Raw genomic sequence first — 20,446 nt, 5'->3', positions numbered from 1 at the left:
AATCGCCGCGAACTACCGTCAGTGGGAACGACCGGAGCGGTACGTCTGCACCGTTATCGCGAGAGCGCGTACGCCAGTAGTTCGACCGGCGTCGGCGGCTCCTCGCCGTCGAGCTCGCTGTCGGCGAGCGAACTCTCCGAGGGAGTCGGATCGAGACGCTTGTCGCCGAGTTGGGTGCGACAGGAGGTCCCTGGTGCGGTAACGACGGTCGCGTCGCTGTCGTCGATCTGGTCGACTAAGATGTCACCGATCGATTGGCTCAGCGAGTAGTGCTCGGCCTCGTAGCCAAAGCTGCCGGCCATACCACAGCAGCCCGAGTCAAGCGGATCGACGGCGTAGCCCGCGCGGCGGAGGATACCGACGGCGTGGTGGTCCTTCTTCGTCGCCTTCTGGTGACAGTGGCCGTGGTAGGCCACCGACTCCGACGGGGCCGCCCAGTCGACGTTCTCGTCAAGGCGGAACGCGTCGAGATACTCGCAGACGCCGTAGGCGTTAGCCGCGACGGACTCGACGCCAGTCCCGCCGAGCAGATCGAGCGCGTCGGATTGGAACATCACCGCGTCCGACGGCTCCGCGAGAACGACGTCCCAGCCCTCGTCGACGCGGGGCGCGAGTTCGGCGACGTTCGCCCGCATCGTCTCGCGAGACTTATCGACGAAACCCTTCGACAGCGCCGGGCGCCCGCTGTCGGTTCGCTTGGCGACGTTGACGTGAACTCCGGCGGCCTCGAGGACGCGGACCGTTGCCTTCCCGACTGCGGGATGGCTGTAGTTAGTGTAAGTGTCCGCGAAGAAGACGGCCTTTCGCTCGGCCTCGGACTCGGGAATGTGGGAGCCGCCACGCGACTCGAACCAGCCTTGAACTGTCTCGCGGTGGAACTCAGGCAGCGACCGCTCGTGAGCGATGCCGACGGTCTTCTCGGTGATCGTTCCGGCTCCCGGGAGCGATTGCACGAGATTCGAGAGGGGGGCCAGCGCGCTGCCCAGCGGTGCCAACCGGTCGAAATTGGCGAAGAGCTTGTCCCGAAGGCTCGAGCCATGTTCCTGATGGCGGGCGTGCATGATCTCTGTTTTGAGCTTCGCCATGTCGACCTCGCTCGGACAGTCCCGTGCACAGCCCTTACAGCCGATACAGAGGTCGAGTACCTCTTCGGCGAATTCGTCGTCGGTGGGATCGCCGGGGAGGTCGCCGCTCATGGCCTGCCGAAGGAGGTTTGCGCGGCCCCGCGTGGCCGTGATCTCCTCGTCGGCGGCGCGGTAGGTCGGACACATCACACCGCCCGTGGTCTCCTGTTCGCCCCGACAGCCGCCACAGCCGTGACAGAGCTCGACCATCCCCTGCATGCCGTTTTCGTTGTCCCAGTTCAGCGACGGCTCAAATCCGGCGTCGTACGCGTATTCGTCGTCGTACCGGAGGTTTTCCGTCATGTCGTGGTCACCACAGATGTTCCCAGGGTTCAGTAGCCAATCGGGATCAAATGCCGTCTTCAGATCGCGGAATGTCTGCCAGAGCTCCTCGCCATAGAGCTTCCTGTTCCACTGGGTCCGGGCGCGTCCGTCACCGTGCTCGCCGGAGACGGAACCGCCGAATTCGACGACCATGTCCGTTACTTCGTCGGCGATCTCGACCATGTCTTCGCGGTCCTCGGTGGCCTTCGTGTTTACCAGCGGGCGAACATGGAGGACGCCCGGCCCGGCGTGCGCGTAGAAGGCCGCGTCGACGTCGCGGTCCTTCTCGACGAGCAGCGACTGGAACCGCTCGACGAACTCGGGGAGGTGTTCCGGCGGGATGGCACAGTCCTCCATGAAGCTGATGTGCTTCTCGTCGGAGGTCCGCGAGAGCAGGATCGGCAGCCCCGCCTTGCGGAGCTTCCAGAACTTCTCGCGTTCGGCGTCCGCATGCGCCTCGAGTCCCTCGAAGGCGTGGGCCTCGTCGACGGCGGGGTGCTTGGTGGACGGCGTCGCCTCGCTGTCGCTGCCGGGCACGCGATCGGCGAGGAGCCCGGCGGTCCGTTCCCGGCCGTGATCGTCGTCATCGGCGTAGAACTCGACGAGCAGCGCCGCCTGTGCATTATTGGGAACCAGCGCCGCGATCTCCTCGAACTCCGCGGTCTCGCGGGCCAGTCCGATGAGCACGTCGTCGATGAGTTCGACCGCCGCGGGGTCGTACTCTAAGACGTGTTGGACGTCCGTGACGGCCTCGAGGACGCTCTCGTAGAACAGCAGGGAGACCGCTTTCGTCTCGGGAACGGGCTCGAGGGAGACCTCAGCCTCCGTCACGACGGCTAGGGTCCCTTCGCTGCCGGCCAGCAACCGGCCGAGATTGACGGTTCCGGTCTCAGCCTCTTCGACGAGCATATCGAGGTTGTACCCGGAGACGTTGCGCTTCAGGTCAGGGAACCGCTCGCGGACTTCGTCGGCTTTCTCGTCGATGATTCGGACGACCTTGTGGGAGATGCGCTCGAGGAGGTCGCCCTTCGGATCCGCCCGTTCGCGTAGTTCATCGATGTCGACCTTGCCGAGAGTTGCGACGGTGCCGTCGGCCAGTACGACCTCGCATTCCTCGATATAGGCGTCAGTCTTCCCGTACTTCAGCGAATGGGCACCCGTCGAGTTGTTCCCGATCGCGCCGCCGATAACACTGCGATTGCCGGCGGCGGGGTCCGGCGCAAACTTCAGCCCGTGGGGGGCCAGCGCGTCGTTGAGTTCCTCGAGGATGACGCCCGATTGGACGTGGGCACGTCGGGCGTCGGCGTCGACGGAGACGATCCCGTCCATGTGACGGCTGAAGTCGAGAACGACGGCCTCGTTGACCGCCTGGCCGGCGAGGCTCGTCCCGCCGCCCCGCGGGAGGACCGGAATCTCGCGGTCGGCGCAGTAGGAGACGACGCTCGCGACGTCTTCGGTCGACGTCGGGAAGACGACGCCAATCGGCGTCTCCTCGTAGGCGCTCGCGTCGGTCGCATACAGCTGTCGAGTATAGGTATCGAACCGGACGTCGCCGTCGATCCGCTCGCGGAGAGCAGCGACCAGATCCGGTCGCTCGACGTCGTCGGAGACGTAGTCGTACTCCGCCCGCTCGTCGGCGTTCGGTGCGTCGACGTCGAGAGAGGTGTTAGGACTCGCAGTCATCGCTCATCAGGCCGGAGGGAGTCGGCGGATGATTCGAAGACGGCGCAGATACCGGTGGGTTCGGTCGCGGACGCGTTGCCGGTGTCTCTTGGCCGGTGCATCCAGATCCGCGTATCAATAGTCATTCGTGAGAGGTCTTCGAACGCCACACCCATCAATGTTTTCTCGCGAGATACTCTCTCGCTTTTCGATCGCTTCCGATCGTGAACAGCAGGTAGCAACCCGCTTGCGAACGGACTCTGGATCGGACGGTGACCGCTGAACGGCACCGAGCGATAAGCCGCAGTGTCGACAGTAGCTTTATATTTGCCGGTACACTCGCCTCACGATGTCATGAGTTTCACACGCACCTGGACCGTCCGGTTCTCGGACACCGATCCGTTCGGTATCGCCCACTACCCGCGGATGATCGACGCGGTCCACGAGACGTCTGACATACTTATGGAGGAGATCGGCTGGCCCTACTGGGAACTCCACGAGCGACACGGCCTCGGCCTTCCGCTCGTCTCGATGGACTTCGATTTCACGGGTCAGGTCCGTGGCGGCGACGACGTTGAGATCGAACTGGACGCAACCGTCGGGGAATCGAGCGTCCAGTTCAACTACCGGGCGAGCCACGACGGCGATGTCGTCTTTGAAGGGACCGAACACCGTGTCTGCGTACCGATGGATGGCGACAGCGGCGTCGAAGTTCCCGACGATTTGCGGGAAGCGCTCGAGAGCATCTAACGCTCAGTTCGGTCCGATTTCGACGGTCTCGTACTAGGAGCGGAACGCGAAGAACAGACCGTGGCACCTCGAGACACGGGTCAGTTCTCGCCTGTCGCTCTCGCGTTCGAGCGCATCGCAAGTGATCGTCCAGCGCTCGCCCTCGCCGTCGACGAACGTGTTGGTGTCGCGTCGGTTGGACAAGGTCGGCGCGTTACAGAGCATACAGTAGGTCAATGAGAGCAGGATTCCCTCGACGGTCCGGTTCACGAGTTCATGGTCACGCGATCGATCTGCTGTTCGGCGGGTCTGACCACGCTGCCGCAATGGCTCGTGATAACAAGTACTATAATGTTGTGAACTGATGTAACGGTTACACGACGATCCGAGTGGTCGACGGCAGCGAACGGTTCCGTCGCCGAGCACTCGAGAGTAATTCCCATGAAAACGATCCTACTCTGCATCGACACGGATATCGAACGGGCGGTCGAACAGGTCAAATCGGTAACCGAGCTCCCGCTAGAGACTGATCAGGTGCGTATCGTGCTCTATCACGTCTTCCGGGCCGACGGCGAGAACGCCGACGCCGAGAACTTGAAATCGGTCTCGGAAGCGAGCGAGCGGCTCGAGGAGGCGGGTTTTACCGTCGAAGTCGCGCAGTCGAGCGGCGACGCCGTCCGGAACATTCTGAACCAGGCCGCGGAGCTCGACGCCAACGTGATCAGCCTGGCTGGCCGGAAGCGATCACCGACCGGGAAGGCGCTGTTCGGGAGCGTCACGCAGGACGTGATCCTGAGGTCCGATCAGACGGTGCTGCTGAGCACGACCGAGTAACCACAGTCCAGAAGACGGCGAAGCCGGTTGCGACTGCACGGTCGACGACCGCAGCATTCGCCGCACTGTTCTACCGTCGCTACCACACAGTCGAATTTGTCCTAGCCGTTGCAGACACCGGCAGTAGAACTCCGATCGTAGTTTCACTGCTCTCGATCGGCATCAGCCAGTATTTTCCACTTCTAAAATAGAAATATAATGTATGTGGTTATTGTTATAATAATACGTATTGCGACATATGATCGGTGTTTTTATGACACATGGTACGATTTATCGAACTATGTTCGGTGGTCAGAGCTGGGAAGATGACGATCACATATCGGGTGAATCCGTGTCTCCCGATAAGAAGTCGATCAATGACGTGAACTTGGTCGAGAAACGGTTGCGACCGACGCTCAAGTTCCTCTTCGCGTTCACGACCGGGGCGTTCTTCTTTCTCTTCCCCGTCCAATACCAAGGACAGACAACGATTCCGCTCGACGTACTACTGTCGTACATCGAGTCGACGGCGCTGCTCGCCGTCGAACTGTTCGTCCTATTCGTGCTGTTCACCGGGGCGGTCATGACGACGGTGTCTGTGTTGTACTATCAGGACGTGATCGCGCTAAGCGAACGCGCACGGGATCTCATCCAGCCCGAGTACTGGCAGACGTCGAAACCGTTCTGGGCGTTCCGCGTGATCGCGATCCCACTCGGGCTCTCGATGTTCTTCGGCGTCGGGCCCGACTGGCTGCTTAGCGACGCGATCGCGGGCACCTCCTGGGACGTCCTCATGCTTACGATCGTGCTCGTGATTCCGGTCGGCGGTATCTTCGTTAACCTGCTGGCCGAACTCGGTGGTCTCGAGTTCATCGGCACGCTCGCCCAGCCGATCATGCGGCCGCTGTTCAACCTGCCAGGACGGTCAGCTCTGGACAGCGCGGCATCGTGGCTCGGCTCGTTCAGCATCGGCTACTACCTCACCCGCAACGTCTTCGACCGCGGCGGCTACAACAAGCGCGAAGTGTTCGCGATCTGCACCTGCTTCGCGACCGCGAACCTCGGGAGCGTCGGGGCGGTCGCCGCCATCCTTGAGATTCTACATATCTTCCCGATCGTCATCGCGCTGTACGTGATCGCGACGCTCATCGTCGCAGCGATCCTTGTCCGCGTCCCGCCGCTCTCGACGGTTCCTGAGGAGTACATCGCGGAACCAGATCCGGAACCGCAGTTCACCGGTACTGTGACCGACTACTTTCGATTCGCCTTCAATGAAGGCGTTAAAACGGCAGACGAAGGCGAATCGATCCCGCGAGCGGCGACCAACGGGTTCGTCGACGGGACGAAACTCACCGCGACGATCCTCGGCACCATCATGACGATCGCGACGACCGTCCTCCTGCTCGAGGCATACACCGACTTCTTCGAACTTCTCGCTGCGCCGTTCGTTCCGTTGATGACGATCCTCGGTATCCCGGACCCCGAGATGGCCGCGATTGCGGTCCTCGCCGGCGCCGGCGAGTACTTCGTGGGCGCGACAGTCGTCGTCGGCACGAGCCTCACGACGAAAGTGTTCGTCGTGATCGTCACAAGCGCGCAGGCGCTCTTCTTCGCCGCATCGGTCCCAATGATGGTCGACATGTTCGACGACGTTCCTATGCGCTTCCGCGATCTCACGGTCCTCCTGATCCTCCGGACTGCGCTGCTCGTTCCCATCGCGGCCGCGCTGACCCACGGTGCTGCCGCCGTCGGCCTCATCTGAGCCGACAGGTCGTCGATCACCGTCCACGGTTCTCGCCAGACTCTGGTTCCGATCTGCGCGACCGCTCTTCGATATCGTCTGACGCCGCGGTAGTTCGTCCGACAGTTCCTGCGGTCTCGAGCCGCCGAGCGGTGCTATGATGTTCACTGTAATCCTTCTTCTCTTACTATCGACAATCGTAACATCATAGAGGGCTATTAGTGGACACCATAAACACTATGGGTGAGTGCTACGTCACTGTGAACCATGAGCGATGATACGACCGACGTACCGGTACTGGTTGCCGGTGCCGGACCAGTTGGCATGACAACTGCGCTCGCACTGCACGCACGGGGAATCGAGACTACGGTCCTCGAGGCGGATCCCGAGGACCGCGATCGATCGGGGAGCCGGGCCATCTACGTCCACGGCTCGACGCTTCGGACCCTCGAGCGGATCCGTCCGGGACTGGGTGCCGATCTCGTCGAGGAAGGGCTTGTCTGGCCGACCCGGCGAACCCTCTACAAGGGTAAGGAAGTGTTCAACCGGACGTACGACTCGCCAGGCGGTAGCGGCGACATCCCCCACTTCACCAGCGTTCCGCAGGTCGTGACCGAGCAGTACATGCTCGAGGCGCTGGAAGAGGTCGGTATCGACATCCACTGGGGGTCGGAGGTCGTCTCGGTCGACTCCTCGCCGGACGGCGTCACCGTCGAGACCGACGACGGCCGCGAGTGGGAGACCGAGCACCTGATCGGCGCGGACGGCGGCGGCTCGACGGTCCGCAAGGAGATCGGCGCCAACTTCGAGGGCGACCAGTCCGAGAACGCCTTTATTATCGCCGACGTCGAAGATAAGGATATCGACGACGGCCATCCGGACCTAGAGCGGATGTTCCACTACGACGCGCCCGAAGCCGACGGACGGAACGTGTTGCTTGTTCCCTTCACCGGCGGCTGGCGGCTCGACATCCAGTGTATCGATGGCGACGATCCCGAGGAACTCAGCAGCGACGAGCGGATGCGCGAGTTCGTCCGCGACATCATGGGCGAGGAGTACGCGGACAAGTTGAAGTGGGTCTCCACCTATCACTTCCTTCAGGTGATGGCGGACACCTTCGTCGACGACCACCGCCGCGTCCTGCTGGCCGGCGAAGCCGCACACCTGTTGGCGCCCTTCGGCGCTCGCGGGATGAACTCCGGTATCGCCGACGCTGACGAGGCCGCTTCCGCCATCTCTGTTGCACTCGACGCCCGCACGGACGCGGTCGCCCGCGATGAGGTCGAACTGTACGCAGCACGTCGTGAGAAAGCCGCCGAATACAACCTCGGCGCGGCCGGACAGGCTCTCGAGTACCTCCAGGGCGACGATCCGGTGACCGTCCTCCGGAAAGAGGTGGCCGCCTCGATGGCCGACAAATTCGAGACCGCCGGTGAGTGGCTCGACGACGCACCGTACGGCCCCCATGGGTCACCGCCGATCGTCTCGACCGGTAACTACTGAACGACCGACTCGTTCTCGTTTTCGCATTCAAACCGTCACCGCTACGTGGCGGCCTCTTGCTCGCTCTCAGCAGCGACTAGTAGCGGACGTCGATGCGCCGTGAGCGACGCGTCTCGACGTAGCGCCGTACGGTGGAGTAGCGAAAAACGATCGCAGAAAGGGACCGATTCAGGTCAGGTCCAGTCGCTTGGCGACCCAGTGGTCGCGGGCGGCCAAGACGAATGCCTCCTCGTCGTCGAAGTCGGTCCGTTCAGCAACGAACTCGTCCCACTCGCCGTGGGGGATCGTCTCAAGTTCCGCGGCGGAACCAGCCTCGCTGGGGCTCTCGGACACCAGTTCATCGAAGGTTTCGAAGTCGGTCCGTTCGGTGACGAACTCACGGTCGAGCACGTCAGTGATAGCGATTTCCTCACACTTGTCGTACATCGCGTCGACATCCGGAAGGTCGTCCTGTTCGGCTGTCACTGCTTCGAGGTCTCGTTCGAGTACCATACACTCATTTTTGTAGCGTGGTCACCTAAATCCATCCCCTTTCGTTCACCTCTGGAGCTGAAATGATTCCAATCGGAGACGGCCGTCCGATCTCGCTCCTTCTCCTTGAGAAGAAAGATCGTGATTACGAGGGATTTCGATCGCGGCCTCGTGCTGGTGGCGGTTCTAGATTCGCCGATTCCGAACCATGAATATCGGGGACTGCGTATCAAGCGATGATTCCATTCATGCCCACGAGCGAGAGTTGCCAAGCGACCGTGCGAGCACGCGAGCGCGAGCGGACAGTACTCGACGACGAAAAGAGAGCGGACGGAGCGACGGAAGGGTGGTTCGCGTGACCGACCCTGCATACCTCGTCATCGGCGGTGCCAACGGACTCGGCGCGGCGACCGCGAGAGAACTCGCCCGCGAGGGTGCGAACGTCGTCGTCTCCGATTTAGGGACCGCCGTCGACGGCACCGGGTCAGATCCACAGCCAGCCCGCGAGATCGCCGCCAAGATCGGCGAGATCGAGGACGCCTCGGCGGTCGCCCACTTCGGTGACGCCGCCGACGCCGAGGACGCCGAGGCAGCCGTCAAGACGACCCTCGAGTCGTTCGGCCGACTGGACGGCGTTGCCAACTTCGCGGGAATCCTCCGGGACGGAATGTCCTGGTCGCTGTCCGAGGAGGACTGGGACGCCGTGATGCAGAGCCACCTCCGGAGCAACTTCACGCTGTTGCGCAGTGCCGTCCGCCACTGGAGCTCGGTCGATAACGGGGACGAGAGCGAGGCCGATGGCACAGATGCGGCAGACGACCGATCCTTCCTTGCAGTCAGTTCCAGAGGGGCGCTGGGTAACGTCGGGCAACTCGCGTACGCGAGCGCGAACGCGGGCGTCCTCGGCTTCGTCCGCTCGGCCTCGACGGAATTGCACCGCCAGGACGTCCGGGTCAACGCGCTCGTTCCGAACGGCTACACGCGGATGACCGAGACGATTCCGGAAGAGCACCGGCCGTACACGCGCGAGGAACTGCCACCCGAGAACGTCGCGCCTGCTGCAGTCTATCTGTTGAGCGAGGCCGCCGCCGACGTCACGGGCGTCACTGTGACCGCAGCGGGCGACGAGATTGGGATCCTCTCGGAACCGCGGCAGATTCGGACCGGCGTCGCCGAGGACGGCTGGACGGTCGACGCGGTCAACGAGGTGTTCGATTCGATCGCCGACGGCTACGAGACGACGCGGACCGACCGGTTCCTGTAGTATCGGGCTTTAGACGGCCCGACAGTCGGTGACCGTCTCTCGTGCGAGGGCGGGCACAGTTGTGACAGCGGACATATTCGGTCCCCTTCCTGAACGATGTCACTCCCGCAGGATTCTCCAACACACTTATGTCGATTCTTCCGGAATTAGCTACTATGGCACAGCAAGACCCCGAAGAGCGCATAGAACTGACTTCGGAGACCCGAGAGATCCTCGAGGAGAACGACCTCCGTCCCCTCTGGGAGGTCGAGAACACGATGGGGAACGTCTACGACAATCTCCAGGCGGATATCTGGAAGTGGGACGACATCAAGCGGGCGATCGACAACGTCGAGGAGGACATGCCTATCGAGGAACTCCCGCCAGGGTTCCAGCGCCGGGTCGCGGTGCCGATCAACACCGGGATGGACAATGCCATCTCGAACACGATCTACGTCGGTGTGCAGACCGTCTCGCCCGGTGAGACAGCACCGTCTCACCGTCACGGCGCCAACGCCCTGCGCTTTACCATCGACGGCCACGAGGACATGAAGACTGTCGTCGCGGGCGAGGAGTTCCCGATGGAGAACAATGACCTCATCACGACGCCCCAATGGGAGTGGCACGACCATGTCAACGACTCCGACGAGACGGCGATGTGGCTCGACGTACTGGATCTGCCGCTGGTCCTCGACTCGCTGAACGCCTCGAACGTCTTCGAGAACCACGAGCTCGAGCGTCAGCCCGTCTCCAAGACGCAGGGCTACTGGGACTCTCAGTTCGGACAGGGTCGCCCCGCCGATGAGAGCAAAAGCGACGGTATCCCCGGGCCGTTCGATGGGATCCGCGACCCGACTCCCCCACACCGCTTCAGTTGGGAGGAGACCATCCGGACGCTGCGCCAGCGCGCGGACAACAACACGCCCGACCCCTACGACGGCTACAGCATGGCCTACGTCAACCCGACGAACGGCCAGCCGCCGCTGTTCCCGACGATGTCGTTCCGGGCGCAGTTATTGCAAGAAGCGACTGAGACGCACTTCCACAACGCCACGGAGGTCTACTTCGTCATCGAAGGAGAGGGCGCCACGCACGTCGGCGACGAGACTCTCGAGTGGGGACAGTGGGATATCTTCGTGGTCCCTCCAAACGAACTCCACAGCCACGAGCCGGACGGCGAGGAAGCGATCCTGCTGGGCATGACCGATCGACCGGTGTTCGAGGCGTTCAACTTCTACGCCGAATCGGCGCCCGACGAATAACCCCGTCTTCGCTTCGAAGCGATCGTACATCGCGGTCGTGCGCTCTCCCGTTTTCACTCTCACTTCTGTACTCGTTCTCGACAGCCCGAACTCGCCGCACCGAACCGGCACCCGTCAACATGGGGAATACTTTATTGGTCGGCGACCGTACCCTGTCTGTATGGCAGAGTTCGAGAATCCGTACGCGGAGCACGACCCGTTCGTTCGGGCGCACTTCGACTGTCTGGATTGCGGCGGCAAACTGTGGGAGTACGCGATCGACGGCCAGATGGTGTGTGAGGACTGTCGCAGCATCTTCGATTCGAACGACGTCTTCGACGATCAGATCGCCGCTGACGGCTGACGAACGAGTCGGCAGTCCGCTCCCGGACCGCCACGGGAAAGGGAAGCAAACACGAGACGTGTGACGAGATTATCGAAACGTCGAACTCCGGTCAAAGTACATCATCATTTTTCGAACGGACGGGAACGAGAGAGGATGATTTATGTGGACGGATCGCAGTGTATCTACCATGCGACTCGTTAGATTCAACGACGATCGGCTCGGCCTACTGACCGACGACAACAGCATCATCGACGTGACCGACGAACTCGGCCTCGAGACGAACGATCCGCTCAAGGAGTACGCCCGAAAGGACTACGACGCCAGCGAGTACGAGGACGAAGAGCCCGACTACGACCGCGAGGAGATCACCATCGAATCCCCGGTACGCCGACCCGGCAAGGTCATCGCCGCGCCGCTGAACTACGAGAACCACGTCGAGGAAGCCCTCGCTGACAAGGACATCGTCACTGAGGAGTGGTTCACCATCGAGGACAAGGGCTACTTCCTCAAGGCCCCCTCGAGCGTCGCCGGCCCCGAGGACGGCATCGAACTGCCGTTCAACGACCGCCGTGTCGACCACGAGATCGAACTGGCGTTCGTCATGGGCGAGGACGTCAAGGACATCGACGCCGACGACGTCTGGGATGCGGTCCTGGGCTACACGATCCTGCTCGACGTCTCCGTCCGCGGCGACCAGGACCGCTCGAACCGCAAGTCCTACGACACGTTCACGATCATCGGTCCCTGCGTCACGACCGCCGACGAGTTCGATGACCCCCACGACCTCGAAATGGAACTGCAGCTCAACGGCGAGACCAAGCAGCAGCAGAACACCGGCGGTATGATCTACAGCTGCGCCGACATCGTCGAGTACGCCTCGATCGGCGCGACCATCGAGGCCGGCGACGTCATCACCACGGGGACGCCGGAGGGGGTCAGCCCGCTCTCGGACGGCGACACCATCGACGCCGAGATCGAGGGCGTCGGCGCGATGACTGTCGACGTCACCGAGCGTGACGTCGCCTTCGAGGACATCGACGTCCAGAAGAGTCAGAAGGGCGAATAACGGGTACCGAATACCGGTCTCGGCCCAAGGCTTTCGATTCCATTCTCGGTCGGTCTCTCGGTTTCTCAGTCCTCGAGCGAGACGAGTACGTTGAGCGCTACTGCCGGCGTATCGGTGGCCCCAACGATCGCGATATCGCTGGGTCGAACACGTTCGAAACCCATCCCAGTGAGATCGTTCGAAGATTGAGGGGGTGTAATTGTTCGACGAGGAACGTGTGGTAGCTAGCGTCGCCGTCGTCCTGGCCCGTAATATCGTACACTCTCGGCAGTAGTTCGGTGTATATCGGTCGTTCGATTTCGGAGGGGATCAAAACACCGTCCGAGACCTCCCCGCTCGAAAACGGTCTACTCGGCCTCGGCGAAGAATTCGGTCTGGACCGTCTCCCGCTGGACGGTTCCCGTGTCGGTCCGCGGTAACTTCTCTTTCGTCAGCACGTACTCGCGGGGGCGCTTGAAGTTCGGCAGTTGGTCGTGATCCTTGCAGAACTCGTCCAGTTCGTCCTCTGTGAGATCGTCTGCGTCGGGACAAACGACGCAGGCCACTTGGTGGCCCCATTTCTCATCCTCGACGCCGACGACGACGACCTCGTCGACGTCCTCGTGGGTCTCAACGACTTCCTCGACCTCCTCGGGGTAGATGTTCTCGCCACCGCAGACGAACATGTTGTCGACGCGGCCGGTGATGTACAGGTAGCCGTCTTCGTTGACTTCGGCGACGTCGCCCGTCCGGATCCACTCGTCGTCGATAATCAGCCACTCGGTCTCCTCCGGACGGTCCATGTAGCCATCACAGGTGCCGGGCCCACGAGCGATTACTTCGCCCGTCTCGCCGGGGTCGACTGTCGCCTCCGGATCTGGAACCTCGTCTGGGTCGGCCGCTTCGACGACGCGGACCTCTGATACGAACGACTCCTTTCCGATCATCCCTGCGTGTTCGTCCTGAACAGAGGGGTGTGCGAACGTCAGGTTCGGTCCGCCTTCGGTCAGCCCGTAGGTATTGTAGACGCCCTCGGTAAGGTGCTCGGATGCCTTCTCGACGAGTCCCTCTGTGACGATCGAGCCGCCTATCCGGATGTACGAGAGGGCGTCGATGTCGTACTCGGCTTCTGCTTGGCGATCGGCCAGCGCGTGCAGCTGCGTCGGCACGGCCAACAGCCCCGTCGCGTCGTGGTCCGCTGCGAGCCGAAGCGTCTCGTCAGGATCGAAGTCCGACTGCACGACCAGCGTCGCACCGGCCTGAATGTGGGGCAGGATCCAGGCGTCACAGGTCATCATGTGATACCACGGTGTCGTCACTAGCGCCGTGTCAGTCTCTTCGATACCCATCTCCATGATTGCCTGCGTGCTGCCGTGCCAGAGCTTCTCCTGATCGAACAGCACCGCTTTCGGCGCGCTCGTCGTCCCGCTAGTGTAGAAGACGCCGTGTTCGTAGTCCTGATACGGCTCGACCTCGCCGATTGACGCGTCCGAGAGGACAACGTCATACGACTCGACATCATCACGATCAATTGACGTCTTTCCAGCGTGAATGCCGTACTCGATATCTGTGTGATCTAAAACATCGAGGGCCTTCTCAGCGTTGGCGTCGTCGAAGACGAGGGTTGCCGTATCGGTGGGCTCGAGCATCGATCTGAGTCCGCTGAGGCTGTCGCGAAACGGCAACTGGACGTTGCCAATCCCACGCTTCTGGCTCGCGATCATCATCTCAATGGCTGTCGGGCCGTTGACCGCCAGCGTCGCCGCCCGACGATCGCCCGCTCGGTCGTTCAGGGCGTTCGCGAGACGGGTGGTACGGTCGTCGAGTTCCCGGTAGGTCAACGACCACCCATCGTCGAAGATGATCGCCGTATCCGACGAGTACCGTCGAACGGTACGGTGGAAGGTCTCGATGAAATTCATACGGGCTATGTGTGATGAGCACTACCGAGGGTATTAATGATTATGGAATCCCCGTCAAACGACGGGCGTATAGTAGGATATATTCGCACTCAGGCCACCGTCGTCAGTTCCGTTCACTCCATCGGATCGCAAGCGCCGGTATCGTTCACCGCTCCCCAACTCGGCTTCGCTCGGTAGTCGCGGACCGCTCAGTCACATCGATGTAGTGGTTCGTCCTACAATCGACCGTGCACGATCGGTTGACATCGGACCGAACGCAGAGCGCGTGGCTATGGCTCCACGTGTAGCCGATCTTTCTGCTTCCGGTAGCAGCGATGTCGGGGATCGTTTCCGCTGGTGTCACGGTCGCTTCTCTTCAGGTCGCTCACCCCACAGCGGCTGGTCAGACTGTTTATCGGTGCAACGTACGTCTTCGTCGCCGCGCTGTTCCTCGCGGTTCGCGTCGACCGCTGGGGATAACCCTCGGGAACTGGCCCAATGTGGGTCCTGTTCACTAATATCGAACGTATTTTTGTACTCCGAGAACGGGCTATGAGTTGTGTTCTATTTTACATAATCCTATCATCGAAACGTATCCAATAGAGTATCCCTATCCTACCAGTAACGATGGCGGACGGTCACTCCTGAGGGAGTTCAGGCCGCGATCCGAAACCCGCAGTTGAAATGGTGAACCAACGAATCGAAAGCGACCAGGGAACACCATTTATGTCGTCGGAGGAGACGCTCACTCTCCGTTTCATAGTCGCTCGCCGAAGCGCAGCGGAACTATCACCGCACCACAACACAGGAGGAGCTCGTTTCTTCTGAGAGAACACATCGAACGTCTATACAAACGGAAATTCGATGAGACGTAATCACTGCCCGACGGTCGGTCACGGTCTCGCCGATTCGAGCAAATCGCTCGGTCACTATTCTGTTTACAATAGTACCCTTGTAATACAAAATGGGTGCGGTGAGACGTGGAGACGACCGTGCTATCCGTAGACGAGGCGAAGTTCAATATCGTCGACAGCCTCAAGGAGCGAGCCGTACAACTCGTCCTCTATTTGCTCTTCGGTCAAGCGGTTCGCAGCGCCAGCGATCGTGACGGCGGCGATCGGTCGCTCGTTGCAGATGACCGGCGTCGCGATCGCATGCAGTCCCCGAAGGTCCTCCTGCAAGTTCATCGCGTAGCCGCGCTCGCGGACGTCCTCAAGTTCGGCGAACAGTTCCTCCCTACCGGTGATCGTGTGCTCTGTCTGGGCCGGCAGACCGTGGCGATCAATAACCTGCTGAATTTCTTCGTCGGAGAGATGAGCCAAAATCGCCTTACCGGCTGAATTCGCATGGAGGTAGACCCAGGTCCCGATCATCGAATCGAACGAGAACGACTTGTTTCGTGGGACACCGTAGACGAACATTCCGAGACCGTTCTCCGGAACGATGAGCCACGCCGCTTCGTCGGTCTCCTCGGCCAACCTGTCGATGCGATCCTTCGCGACGTGGTAGATATCGTACTGGTTACGCACGTAGACGCCGGTGTTGAAGAACTCGAGTCCGAGTCGATAGCGGCCGTCCTCGTTGACGACGTAGCGGTTCCGCTCTAAGCTCACGAGGTGCTTGTGGACGGTGCTCTTCGCGAGATCGAGGCGATCGGCGAGTTCGGTGACGCCCGCACCATCGCCCTCCTTCAGTGATTCGATGATAGCGAACAGAGTCTCGTTTGATTTGATTGACCGACCTGAATTCCCGTTCTCTTTCATAGATTACGTATGAAACAGGCACAGGTAAAAATTTCTGTTGATTACCCATCCTTGTTCACATAAAGTAGATTCGGTGATTCGCTCCCAGGAAACGAGACGAAGTGTGAAACGGTTCCGAAAGATGCCTGTTTTCGAGTAGCGGTGACCGGCCCAGTTGACAACTCGATATTACTTAGACAATTCGTTCAACGTTGGACCTCCGTGTTAGCAATGAATTCGCAGAATTCAATATCGATAATTGATGCAGTTACGGATCGATTTCAGTAGTTCCGCCATACTCGGAAGGAGTGAATCGGACTCGTTTTACGATAGTACGTTCGTAAATATACAAGTGAGTTCATTAACTATTGGTTTCAGTTATTGGTCCTTAGGACCATATGAGACCAAATAGGATCTATTCCGTCAATTCAGAGCGTTGTTCATTCCGAAATAATCGGACTTGGGTTCGCTTTTTGTGATCAAACAATCGGATATAATACCCAATCAATTTATTAATCTTGATAATGGTAGCAGACTATGTTCGGTAAATCAACGTGGGAGAAGAGCAATCACATCAGAGATGATACCGCTAATTCGGAAATAAGAGAAAGACAAGAGTGCCGACAGAGGGAACGCAGTCGTGATTCGATTTGTTCTCGCCTTCGGTCTCGGTGCGTTCTTCTTCAAGACTCGGTTAAGAGGCTTACCGATTACCATCGGCGCGGTTCTAATCCGCGGTGCCATCATCAGTAGACTATCGTGATCGGTTAGCAAGACAACGAGAAACGACACTGTACGTCACACCGCACTACAGAGGACATCGAATGGAAGAATCTATCTCCGGATTCAAAACCCGCGGTAGTTGGAGCGACATCATCGAACACGGCGAACGCATCACACGTGCATTGCGAGAAGTCCATATGAGTGATGACACCGGCCGGTATGACTCATACTTCCCGTCGGCGTTCGACGAGTGGGAAAACTGGCGACCGAAAGCACACGAGACCCTCGAAGCGGAGATCAGCGAGAAGACCGCCGCGCAAGCGAGCGTCGGTGAAGGGGCGGGCGAACGCGTTGGCAAGACATCCGACGAAGACATCAGAACCGCCGGCGAGAAACTCGCGAGTTCCTACGAATTGCTCGAGGCTGACAACACTGAAGCGGCGGTCGACAACTGGAGTGCGTCGATCGCCCACGTCGTCCGCGCGGCCGATACCACTGGACGGAAGGCACTCCGCCGAGTCGAGAACACGGTCTATCAGAACGTGATGACGCAGCTTGCGCCGTACTACTTCGATAACCGGCTCATCAGTGCGAACGTACAACAATCGATTCGGCGAGAGTCCGATCCACAATTCGCGTTCGAAGTCAACATTAATGACGACGACCTAAAAGACGAGGTCTCGACCCGCCTCTCGAGGATCGATGAGAGGGTCGACCGATGGCACGTCAACGTCCGGAAGAACACAGCTGCCGCAGAGGCGATCGAGGGCGTCGAAGCACCGCCGGACAAGGAGGATCGCGTCGATCCGACGACTAATTGAACCGACGGACGGACAGTTCCGACGAATTCGTTCGCGGACGGTTCGAGCGGATGTCAGTACTATTTTATGCCTGAGACGGCTGCGATCGGCTAGATGGTTGAGGTAGCATCGATCGGAATCTTTCTCGTCGCCGCAGTAGCCAGTCTCTTCATGGCTTGGACGATCGGAGCCGGATCAAGCGGGTCGACGCCGTTCGCCCCAGCCGTCGGGGCGAACGCGATTTCAGTGATGCAGGCGGGCTTTATCGTCGGAATTCTTGGATTCCTCGGTGCGGTGTTACAGGGTGCGAACGTGTCCGAAGCGATCGGCGAGGAACTGATCGGTGGAGCGACGTTGTCGCCGGCGGCCGCAACGATCGCACTACTCATTGCCGGCTCGCTGGTCTCGATCGGTATCTTCACGGGGTATCCGATCGCAACCGCGTTCACGACGACGGGAGCCGTGATCGGGATCGGCCTCGCGATGGGCGGCGATCCAGTGTGGCCAAAGTATCTCGAGATCGGTTCAATGTGGATCCTGACACCATTCGTTGGCGGCGGCCTCGCGTACGCGATTGCCCGTATGCTGCTTGAGCGCCCGCGCTGGGAAAATGCCGTTCTGGTCACCCTCGCGTCGGCCGTCGGTGCAGTACTTGCCAACATCGAATTCGCTGTGCTTGGATCGGGAAATAGCGGAAACTCACTGGCTAAAACGGTCGGTGGGGCGATGCCCGTCTCGACGACGCTCGGTCTCTTCGGTGTGACGGTTGGGTTGATGGTTGTTTGGGCCGGTGCGACTGCTCTCGGCGTTCGAAGCGATGCCGAACGGACGCAGCGGATCTTTCTGCTGGTGATGGGCGGACTCGTCGCCTTCTCCGCGGGTGGTAGTCAGGTCGGACTCGCGATCGGTCCGCTGCTTCCGATGATGAGAGAGATCGGTGTTCCGCTGCTTGCGTTGCTGTTCGGCGGCGGTATCGGTCTCCTCGCCGGATCGTGGACAGGCGCTCCTCGAATGATCAAGGCCATCGCGCAAGACTACTCCTCGCTCGGTCCCCGACGCTCGATCGCCGCTCTAATCCCGTCGTTCGCGATCGCTCAGACGGCCGTCCTCTTTGGGATTCCGATCTCGTTCAACGAGATTATCGTCAGTTCTATCGTCGGGAGCGGTGCCGCGGCTGGAACCGGTGGAAGCGGCGTCAGTGCATGGAAGATGGGGTATACCGTCCTCGCATGGCTGCTTTCATTGATCGGATCGCTCGTCCTCTCGTATGCAATCTTCTACGGAGCGTCGACGGTACTTCTGTGATCGGGCGCGGAGCGACAGATCAGCCGACACAGGTATCATGGCGCCCCGGAACGATGCGGAAAGCGTTCGATGAACGGAGACCGATGATTGAGTCATCGCGGCCAATCGAGAACGTCACTTCGTTATGACGAGCATCGTCACTGAGTCGTTCTATTAGCGGTCATATGCGCCTTGATATCTCCGGTCCGTGCAGCAATCGGCTATCGAGGGGAATTTATTTTATAGAGGAGCCCGAATTATCGGCATATGCCCGTAGAGCTACCAGAATTAGCTAACGAACAGTGGAGATTGTGTATCGGTAACAAATGGGTTGATTCGAACGCTGGCGAACGGATCCCTGTGACGACACCGATCGATCAGTCCGAAATCGCAACCGTACCAGCCGGTGCTACCGATGATATCGACGACGCGTACGACGAAGCAGCGACCGCCCAGCGTAAGTGGAAAGAGATGCCGCCCGGAGAGCGAGCCGCAGTCCTCGAGGATGTCACAAAACTGCTGCAGACGCACGAGGACGAGATCGTCTCGACACTGGCGATCGAAGCGGGGAGCACCCGCGTAAAGGGGACGATTGAAGTCGAAAACACCGGGAACTTCCTCGAGTATGCATCGACGCTTCCAGCCGAGTTGCGTGGGAAGGTCGGGCCGTCGTCGATCCCGGATAAGGAGAACAGAATCGAACGCGATCCGGCGGGTGTCATCGGCGTGATCTCACCGTGGAACTTCCCGCTCTCGTTGACGATGCGCGCGGTCGCCCCGGCTGTGGCGCTCGGGAACGCTGTCGTGATCAAACCCGCGACGGAGACACCGATCACTGGGGGACTGCTCGTCGCCAAATTGTTCGAGATGGCGGGGCTTCCGGAGGGTGTGGTAAACGTCGTCACTGGACACGGTTCGGAGATCGGGGATCGCATGGCGGCACACCCAGATGCGGACGTGATAGCGTTTACTGGTTCGACGGGAGTCGGTCGGCACGTGTCGAAACTCGCGGCCGAGCAACTCACCGAACAGGCGATGGAACTCGGCGGGAACAACCCTCACGTCGTTCTCGAGGACGCAGATGTCGATGACGCCGTCGATGCGGGCCTGTTCGGGACGTTTCTGCACCAGGGACAGGTCTGTATCTCGCTGAATCGCCACCTGGTCCACGAGTCGATCTATGACGAGTACGTCGAGAAACTCGCGACGCGTGCAGACAAACTCCCCGTCGGCGATCCCCGCGACTCAGAGACGGTAATCGGTCCGATAATCAATGAGAGTCAGCGCGACGAACTCGTCGACTACATCGAACGCACGGTTGCACAGGGTGGTGAAATCGAAACGGGCGGCGGCTTCGAGGACCTCTATCTCGAGCCAACCGTGCTCTCACAGGTGACGAACGAGATGGCCGCGGCCTGTAACGAACACTTCGGTCCGATTGCACCGGTGATTCCGTTTGCTTCCGACCGAGAGGCGATCCGACTCGCGAACGAGACGGAATACGGACTGGCTGCTTCAGTCCACTCCGGAGAGATTTCGAGAGCGAAGGATATCGGAGATCAAATCGAAGCAGGAATGATCCATATTAACGACCAGCCGATAAACAGCAGTCCGCGAATTCCCTTCGGTGGTAGAAAAGCATCCGGGCTTGGCCAGTTCAACGGCGAAGCGATCGTCAAGAAGTTCACCGAACCGAAGTGGTTCTCGATTCAGACCACTCAGCGGACGTATCCGTTCTGAGCGAATACGTGAAG

General features: G+C 60.2%; 18 protein-coding genes. 12 read left to right on the top strand and 6 right to left on the bottom strand.

Translation table 11 applies throughout. The annotated features are described in order from the left end of the window. Positions 1–53: 53 nt before the first annotated feature. Positions 54–3,131 carry an FAD-binding and (Fe-S)-binding domain-containing protein gene (locus LDH74_RS23140; RefSeq protein WP_226043103.1) on the bottom strand — a complete coding sequence of 1,026 codons (3,078 nt, stop codon included), beginning with the start codon at positions 3,129–3,131 and terminating at the stop codon, positions 54–56. Continuing rightward, entirely contained in the window at positions 3,128–3,256 is a 129-nt protein-coding gene (locus LDH74_RS26570; RefSeq protein ID WP_255681118.1) for a hypothetical protein, read from the bottom strand. Before LDH74_RS26570 ends, LDH74_RS23140 begins: the two co-directional genes overlap by 4 nt. Positions 3,257–3,464: 208 nt before the next feature. Here LDH74_RS26570 and LDH74_RS23135 point away from each other — a divergent pair, with 208 nt between their 5' ends. Continuing rightward, positions 3,465–3,860, top strand: a complete 396-nt coding sequence (locus LDH74_RS23135) for a thioesterase family protein (RefSeq protein WP_226043102.1) — start codon at positions 3,465–3,467, stop codon at positions 3,858–3,860. Between the two features lie 33 nt (positions 3,861–3,893). Here the strand turns inward: LDH74_RS23135 and LDH74_RS23130 are convergent, their stop codons facing one another. Next, on the bottom strand, positions 3,894–4,109 hold the full coding sequence (locus LDH74_RS23130; RefSeq protein ID WP_226043101.1) for a hypothetical protein: 216 nt from the start codon (positions 4,107–4,109) through the stop codon (positions 3,894–3,896). A 171-nt stretch (positions 4,110–4,280) separates the two neighbouring features. Here LDH74_RS23130 and LDH74_RS23125 point away from each other — a divergent pair, with 171 nt between their 5' ends. The 3 genes from LDH74_RS23125 to LDH74_RS23115 all read left to right on the top strand — a co-directional run bounded on the left by LDH74_RS23125 (position 4,281) and on the right by LDH74_RS23115 (position 7,896). Then, positions 4,281–4,673, top strand: a complete 393-nt coding sequence (locus LDH74_RS23125; RefSeq protein ID WP_226043100.1) for a universal stress protein — start codon at positions 4,281–4,283, stop codon at positions 4,671–4,673. Between the two features lie 280 nt (positions 4,674–4,953). Further along, on the top strand, positions 4,954–6,414 hold the full coding sequence (locus LDH74_RS23120) for a nucleoside recognition domain-containing protein (RefSeq protein WP_226043099.1): 1,461 nt from the start codon (positions 4,954–4,956) through the stop codon (positions 6,412–6,414). Positions 6,415–6,660: 246 nt separating this feature from the next. Next, entirely contained in the window at positions 6,661–7,896 is a 1,236-nt protein-coding gene (locus LDH74_RS23115; protein WP_226043098.1) for an FAD-dependent monooxygenase, read from the top strand. A 168-nt stretch (positions 7,897–8,064) separates the two neighbouring features. Here LDH74_RS23115 and LDH74_RS23110 read toward each other — a convergent pair whose 3' ends face one another. Beyond that, the gene (locus LDH74_RS23110; protein ID WP_226043097.1) at positions 8,065–8,388 is read right to left on the bottom strand and encodes a hypothetical protein; all 324 of its coding nucleotides are present in this window, start codon (positions 8,386–8,388) and stop codon (positions 8,065–8,067) included. 334 nt (positions 8,389–8,722) lie between these two features. Here LDH74_RS23110 and LDH74_RS23105 point away from each other — a divergent pair, with 334 nt between their 5' ends. From LDH74_RS23105 to LDH74_RS23090, 4 genes are all read left to right on the top strand, one after another. Beyond that, positions 8,723–9,631 (top strand): SDR family oxidoreductase, encoded by a 909-nt coding sequence (locus LDH74_RS23105; RefSeq protein WP_226043096.1) that lies wholly within the window; start codon positions 8,723–8,725, stop codon positions 9,629–9,631. A 155-nt stretch (positions 9,632–9,786) separates the two neighbouring features. After that, positions 9,787–10,872: a cupin domain-containing protein gene (locus tag LDH74_RS23100; RefSeq protein WP_226043095.1), complete on the top strand. Its 1,086-nt coding sequence runs from the start codon at positions 9,787–9,789 to the stop codon at positions 10,870–10,872. 160 nt (positions 10,873–11,032) lie between these two features. Next, the gene (locus LDH74_RS23095) at positions 11,033–11,215 is read left to right on the top strand and encodes a hypothetical protein (RefSeq protein ID WP_226043094.1); all 183 of its coding nucleotides are present in this window, start codon (positions 11,033–11,035) and stop codon (positions 11,213–11,215) included. 169 nt (positions 11,216–11,384) lie between these two features. Continuing rightward, complete coding sequence (locus tag LDH74_RS23090) at positions 11,385–12,263, top strand: fumarylacetoacetate hydrolase family protein (RefSeq protein ID WP_226043093.1); 879 nt, start codon at positions 11,385–11,387, stop codon at positions 12,261–12,263. Between the two features lie 347 nt (positions 12,264–12,610). Here the strand turns inward: LDH74_RS23090 and LDH74_RS23085 are convergent, their stop codons facing one another. Continuing rightward, complete coding sequence (locus LDH74_RS23085; protein ID WP_226043092.1) at positions 12,611–14,164, bottom strand: AMP-binding protein; 1,554 nt, start codon at positions 14,162–14,164, stop codon at positions 12,611–12,613. A gap of 336 nt (positions 14,165–14,500) precedes the next feature. On the opposite strand from LDH74_RS23085, the gene LDH74_RS26565 reads away from it, so the two are divergent. Next, positions 14,501–14,623, top strand: coding sequence for a hypothetical protein (locus LDH74_RS26565; protein WP_255681117.1), 123 nt, complete (start codon positions 14,501–14,503; stop codon positions 14,621–14,623). A gap of 515 nt (positions 14,624–15,138) precedes the next feature. On the opposite strand, the gene LDH74_RS23080 is transcribed toward LDH74_RS26565, so the two are convergent. Next, a complete protein-coding gene (locus tag LDH74_RS23080) occupies positions 15,139–15,906 on the bottom strand; it encodes an IclR family transcriptional regulator (protein ID WP_226043091.1) in 768 nt (255 codons plus the stop codon). 803 nt (positions 15,907–16,709) lie between these two features. On the opposite strand from LDH74_RS23080, the gene LDH74_RS23075 reads away from it, so the two are divergent. The 3 genes from LDH74_RS23075 (at position 16,710) to LDH74_RS23065 (ending at position 20,432) form a co-directional block, all read left to right on the top strand. After that, the gene (locus LDH74_RS23075) at positions 16,710–17,429 is read left to right on the top strand and encodes a DUF5828 family protein (protein WP_226043090.1); all 720 of its coding nucleotides are present in this window, start codon (positions 16,710–16,712) and stop codon (positions 17,427–17,429) included. 93 nt (positions 17,430–17,522) lie between these two features. After that, positions 17,523–18,713 carry an inorganic phosphate transporter gene (locus tag LDH74_RS23070; RefSeq protein ID WP_226043089.1) on the top strand — a complete coding sequence of 397 codons (1,191 nt, stop codon included), beginning with the start codon at positions 17,523–17,525 and terminating at the stop codon, positions 18,711–18,713. Positions 18,714–18,959: 246 nt separating this feature from the next. Next, the gene (locus LDH74_RS23065; protein ID WP_226043088.1) at positions 18,960–20,432 is read left to right on the top strand and encodes an aldehyde dehydrogenase family protein; all 1,473 of its coding nucleotides are present in this window, start codon (positions 18,960–18,962) and stop codon (positions 20,430–20,432) included. Positions 20,433–20,446 lie beyond the last annotated feature (14 nt).

The organism is Natrinema sp. DC36, assembly GCF_020405225.1.
Taxonomy (GTDB): Archaea; Halobacteriota; Halobacteria; order Halobacteriales; family Natrialbaceae; genus Natrinema.
This window is presented reverse-complemented; position numbering and strand designations above follow the sequence as displayed.

Bases quoted from the DNA above. Each gene is read 5' to 3' on its own strand.
- LDH74_RS23065 (WP_226043088.1), top strand. From the start codon at position 18,960: ATGCCCGTAGAGCTACCAGAATTAGCTAACGAACAGTGGAGATTGTGT.
- LDH74_RS23085 (WP_226043092.1), bottom strand. From the start codon at position 14,164: ATGAATTTCATCGAGACCTTCCACCGTACCGTTCGACGGTACTCGTCG.
- LDH74_RS23140 (WP_226043103.1), bottom strand. From the start codon at position 3,131: ATGACTGCGAGTCCTAACACCTCTCTCGACGTCGACGCACCGAACGCC.
- LDH74_RS26570 (WP_255681118.1), bottom strand. From the start codon at position 3,256: ATGACTATTGATACGCGGATCTGGATGCACCGGCCAAGAGACACCGGC.
- LDH74_RS23090 (WP_226043093.1), top strand. From the start codon at position 11,385: ATGCGACTCGTTAGATTCAACGACGATCGGCTCGGCCTACTGACCGAC.
- LDH74_RS23100 (WP_226043095.1), top strand. From the start codon at position 9,787: ATGGCACAGCAAGACCCCGAAGAGCGCATAGAACTGACTTCGGAGACC.
- LDH74_RS23135 (WP_226043102.1), top strand. From the start codon at position 3,465: ATGAGTTTCACACGCACCTGGACCGTCCGGTTCTCGGACACCGATCCG.
- LDH74_RS23125 (WP_226043100.1), top strand. From the start codon at position 4,281: ATGAAAACGATCCTACTCTGCATCGACACGGATATCGAACGGGCGGTC.
- LDH74_RS23115 (WP_226043098.1), top strand. From the start codon at position 6,661: ATGAGCGATGATACGACCGACGTACCGGTACTGGTTGCCGGTGCCGGA.
- LDH74_RS23110 (WP_226043097.1), bottom strand. From the start codon at position 8,388: ATGGTACTCGAACGAGACCTCGAAGCAGTGACAGCCGAACAGGACGAC.
- LDH74_RS23075 (WP_226043090.1), top strand. From the start codon at position 16,710: ATGGAAGAATCTATCTCCGGATTCAAAACCCGCGGTAGTTGGAGCGAC.
- LDH74_RS23080 (WP_226043091.1), bottom strand. From the start codon at position 15,906: ATGAAAGAGAACGGGAATTCAGGTCGGTCAATCAAATCAAACGAGACT.
- LDH74_RS23120 (WP_226043099.1), top strand. From the start codon at position 4,954: ATGTTCGGTGGTCAGAGCTGGGAAGATGACGATCACATATCGGGTGAA.
- LDH74_RS23095 (WP_226043094.1), top strand. From the start codon at position 11,033: ATGGCAGAGTTCGAGAATCCGTACGCGGAGCACGACCCGTTCGTTCGG.
- LDH74_RS23070 (WP_226043089.1), top strand. From the start codon at position 17,523: ATGGTTGAGGTAGCATCGATCGGAATCTTTCTCGTCGCCGCAGTAGCC.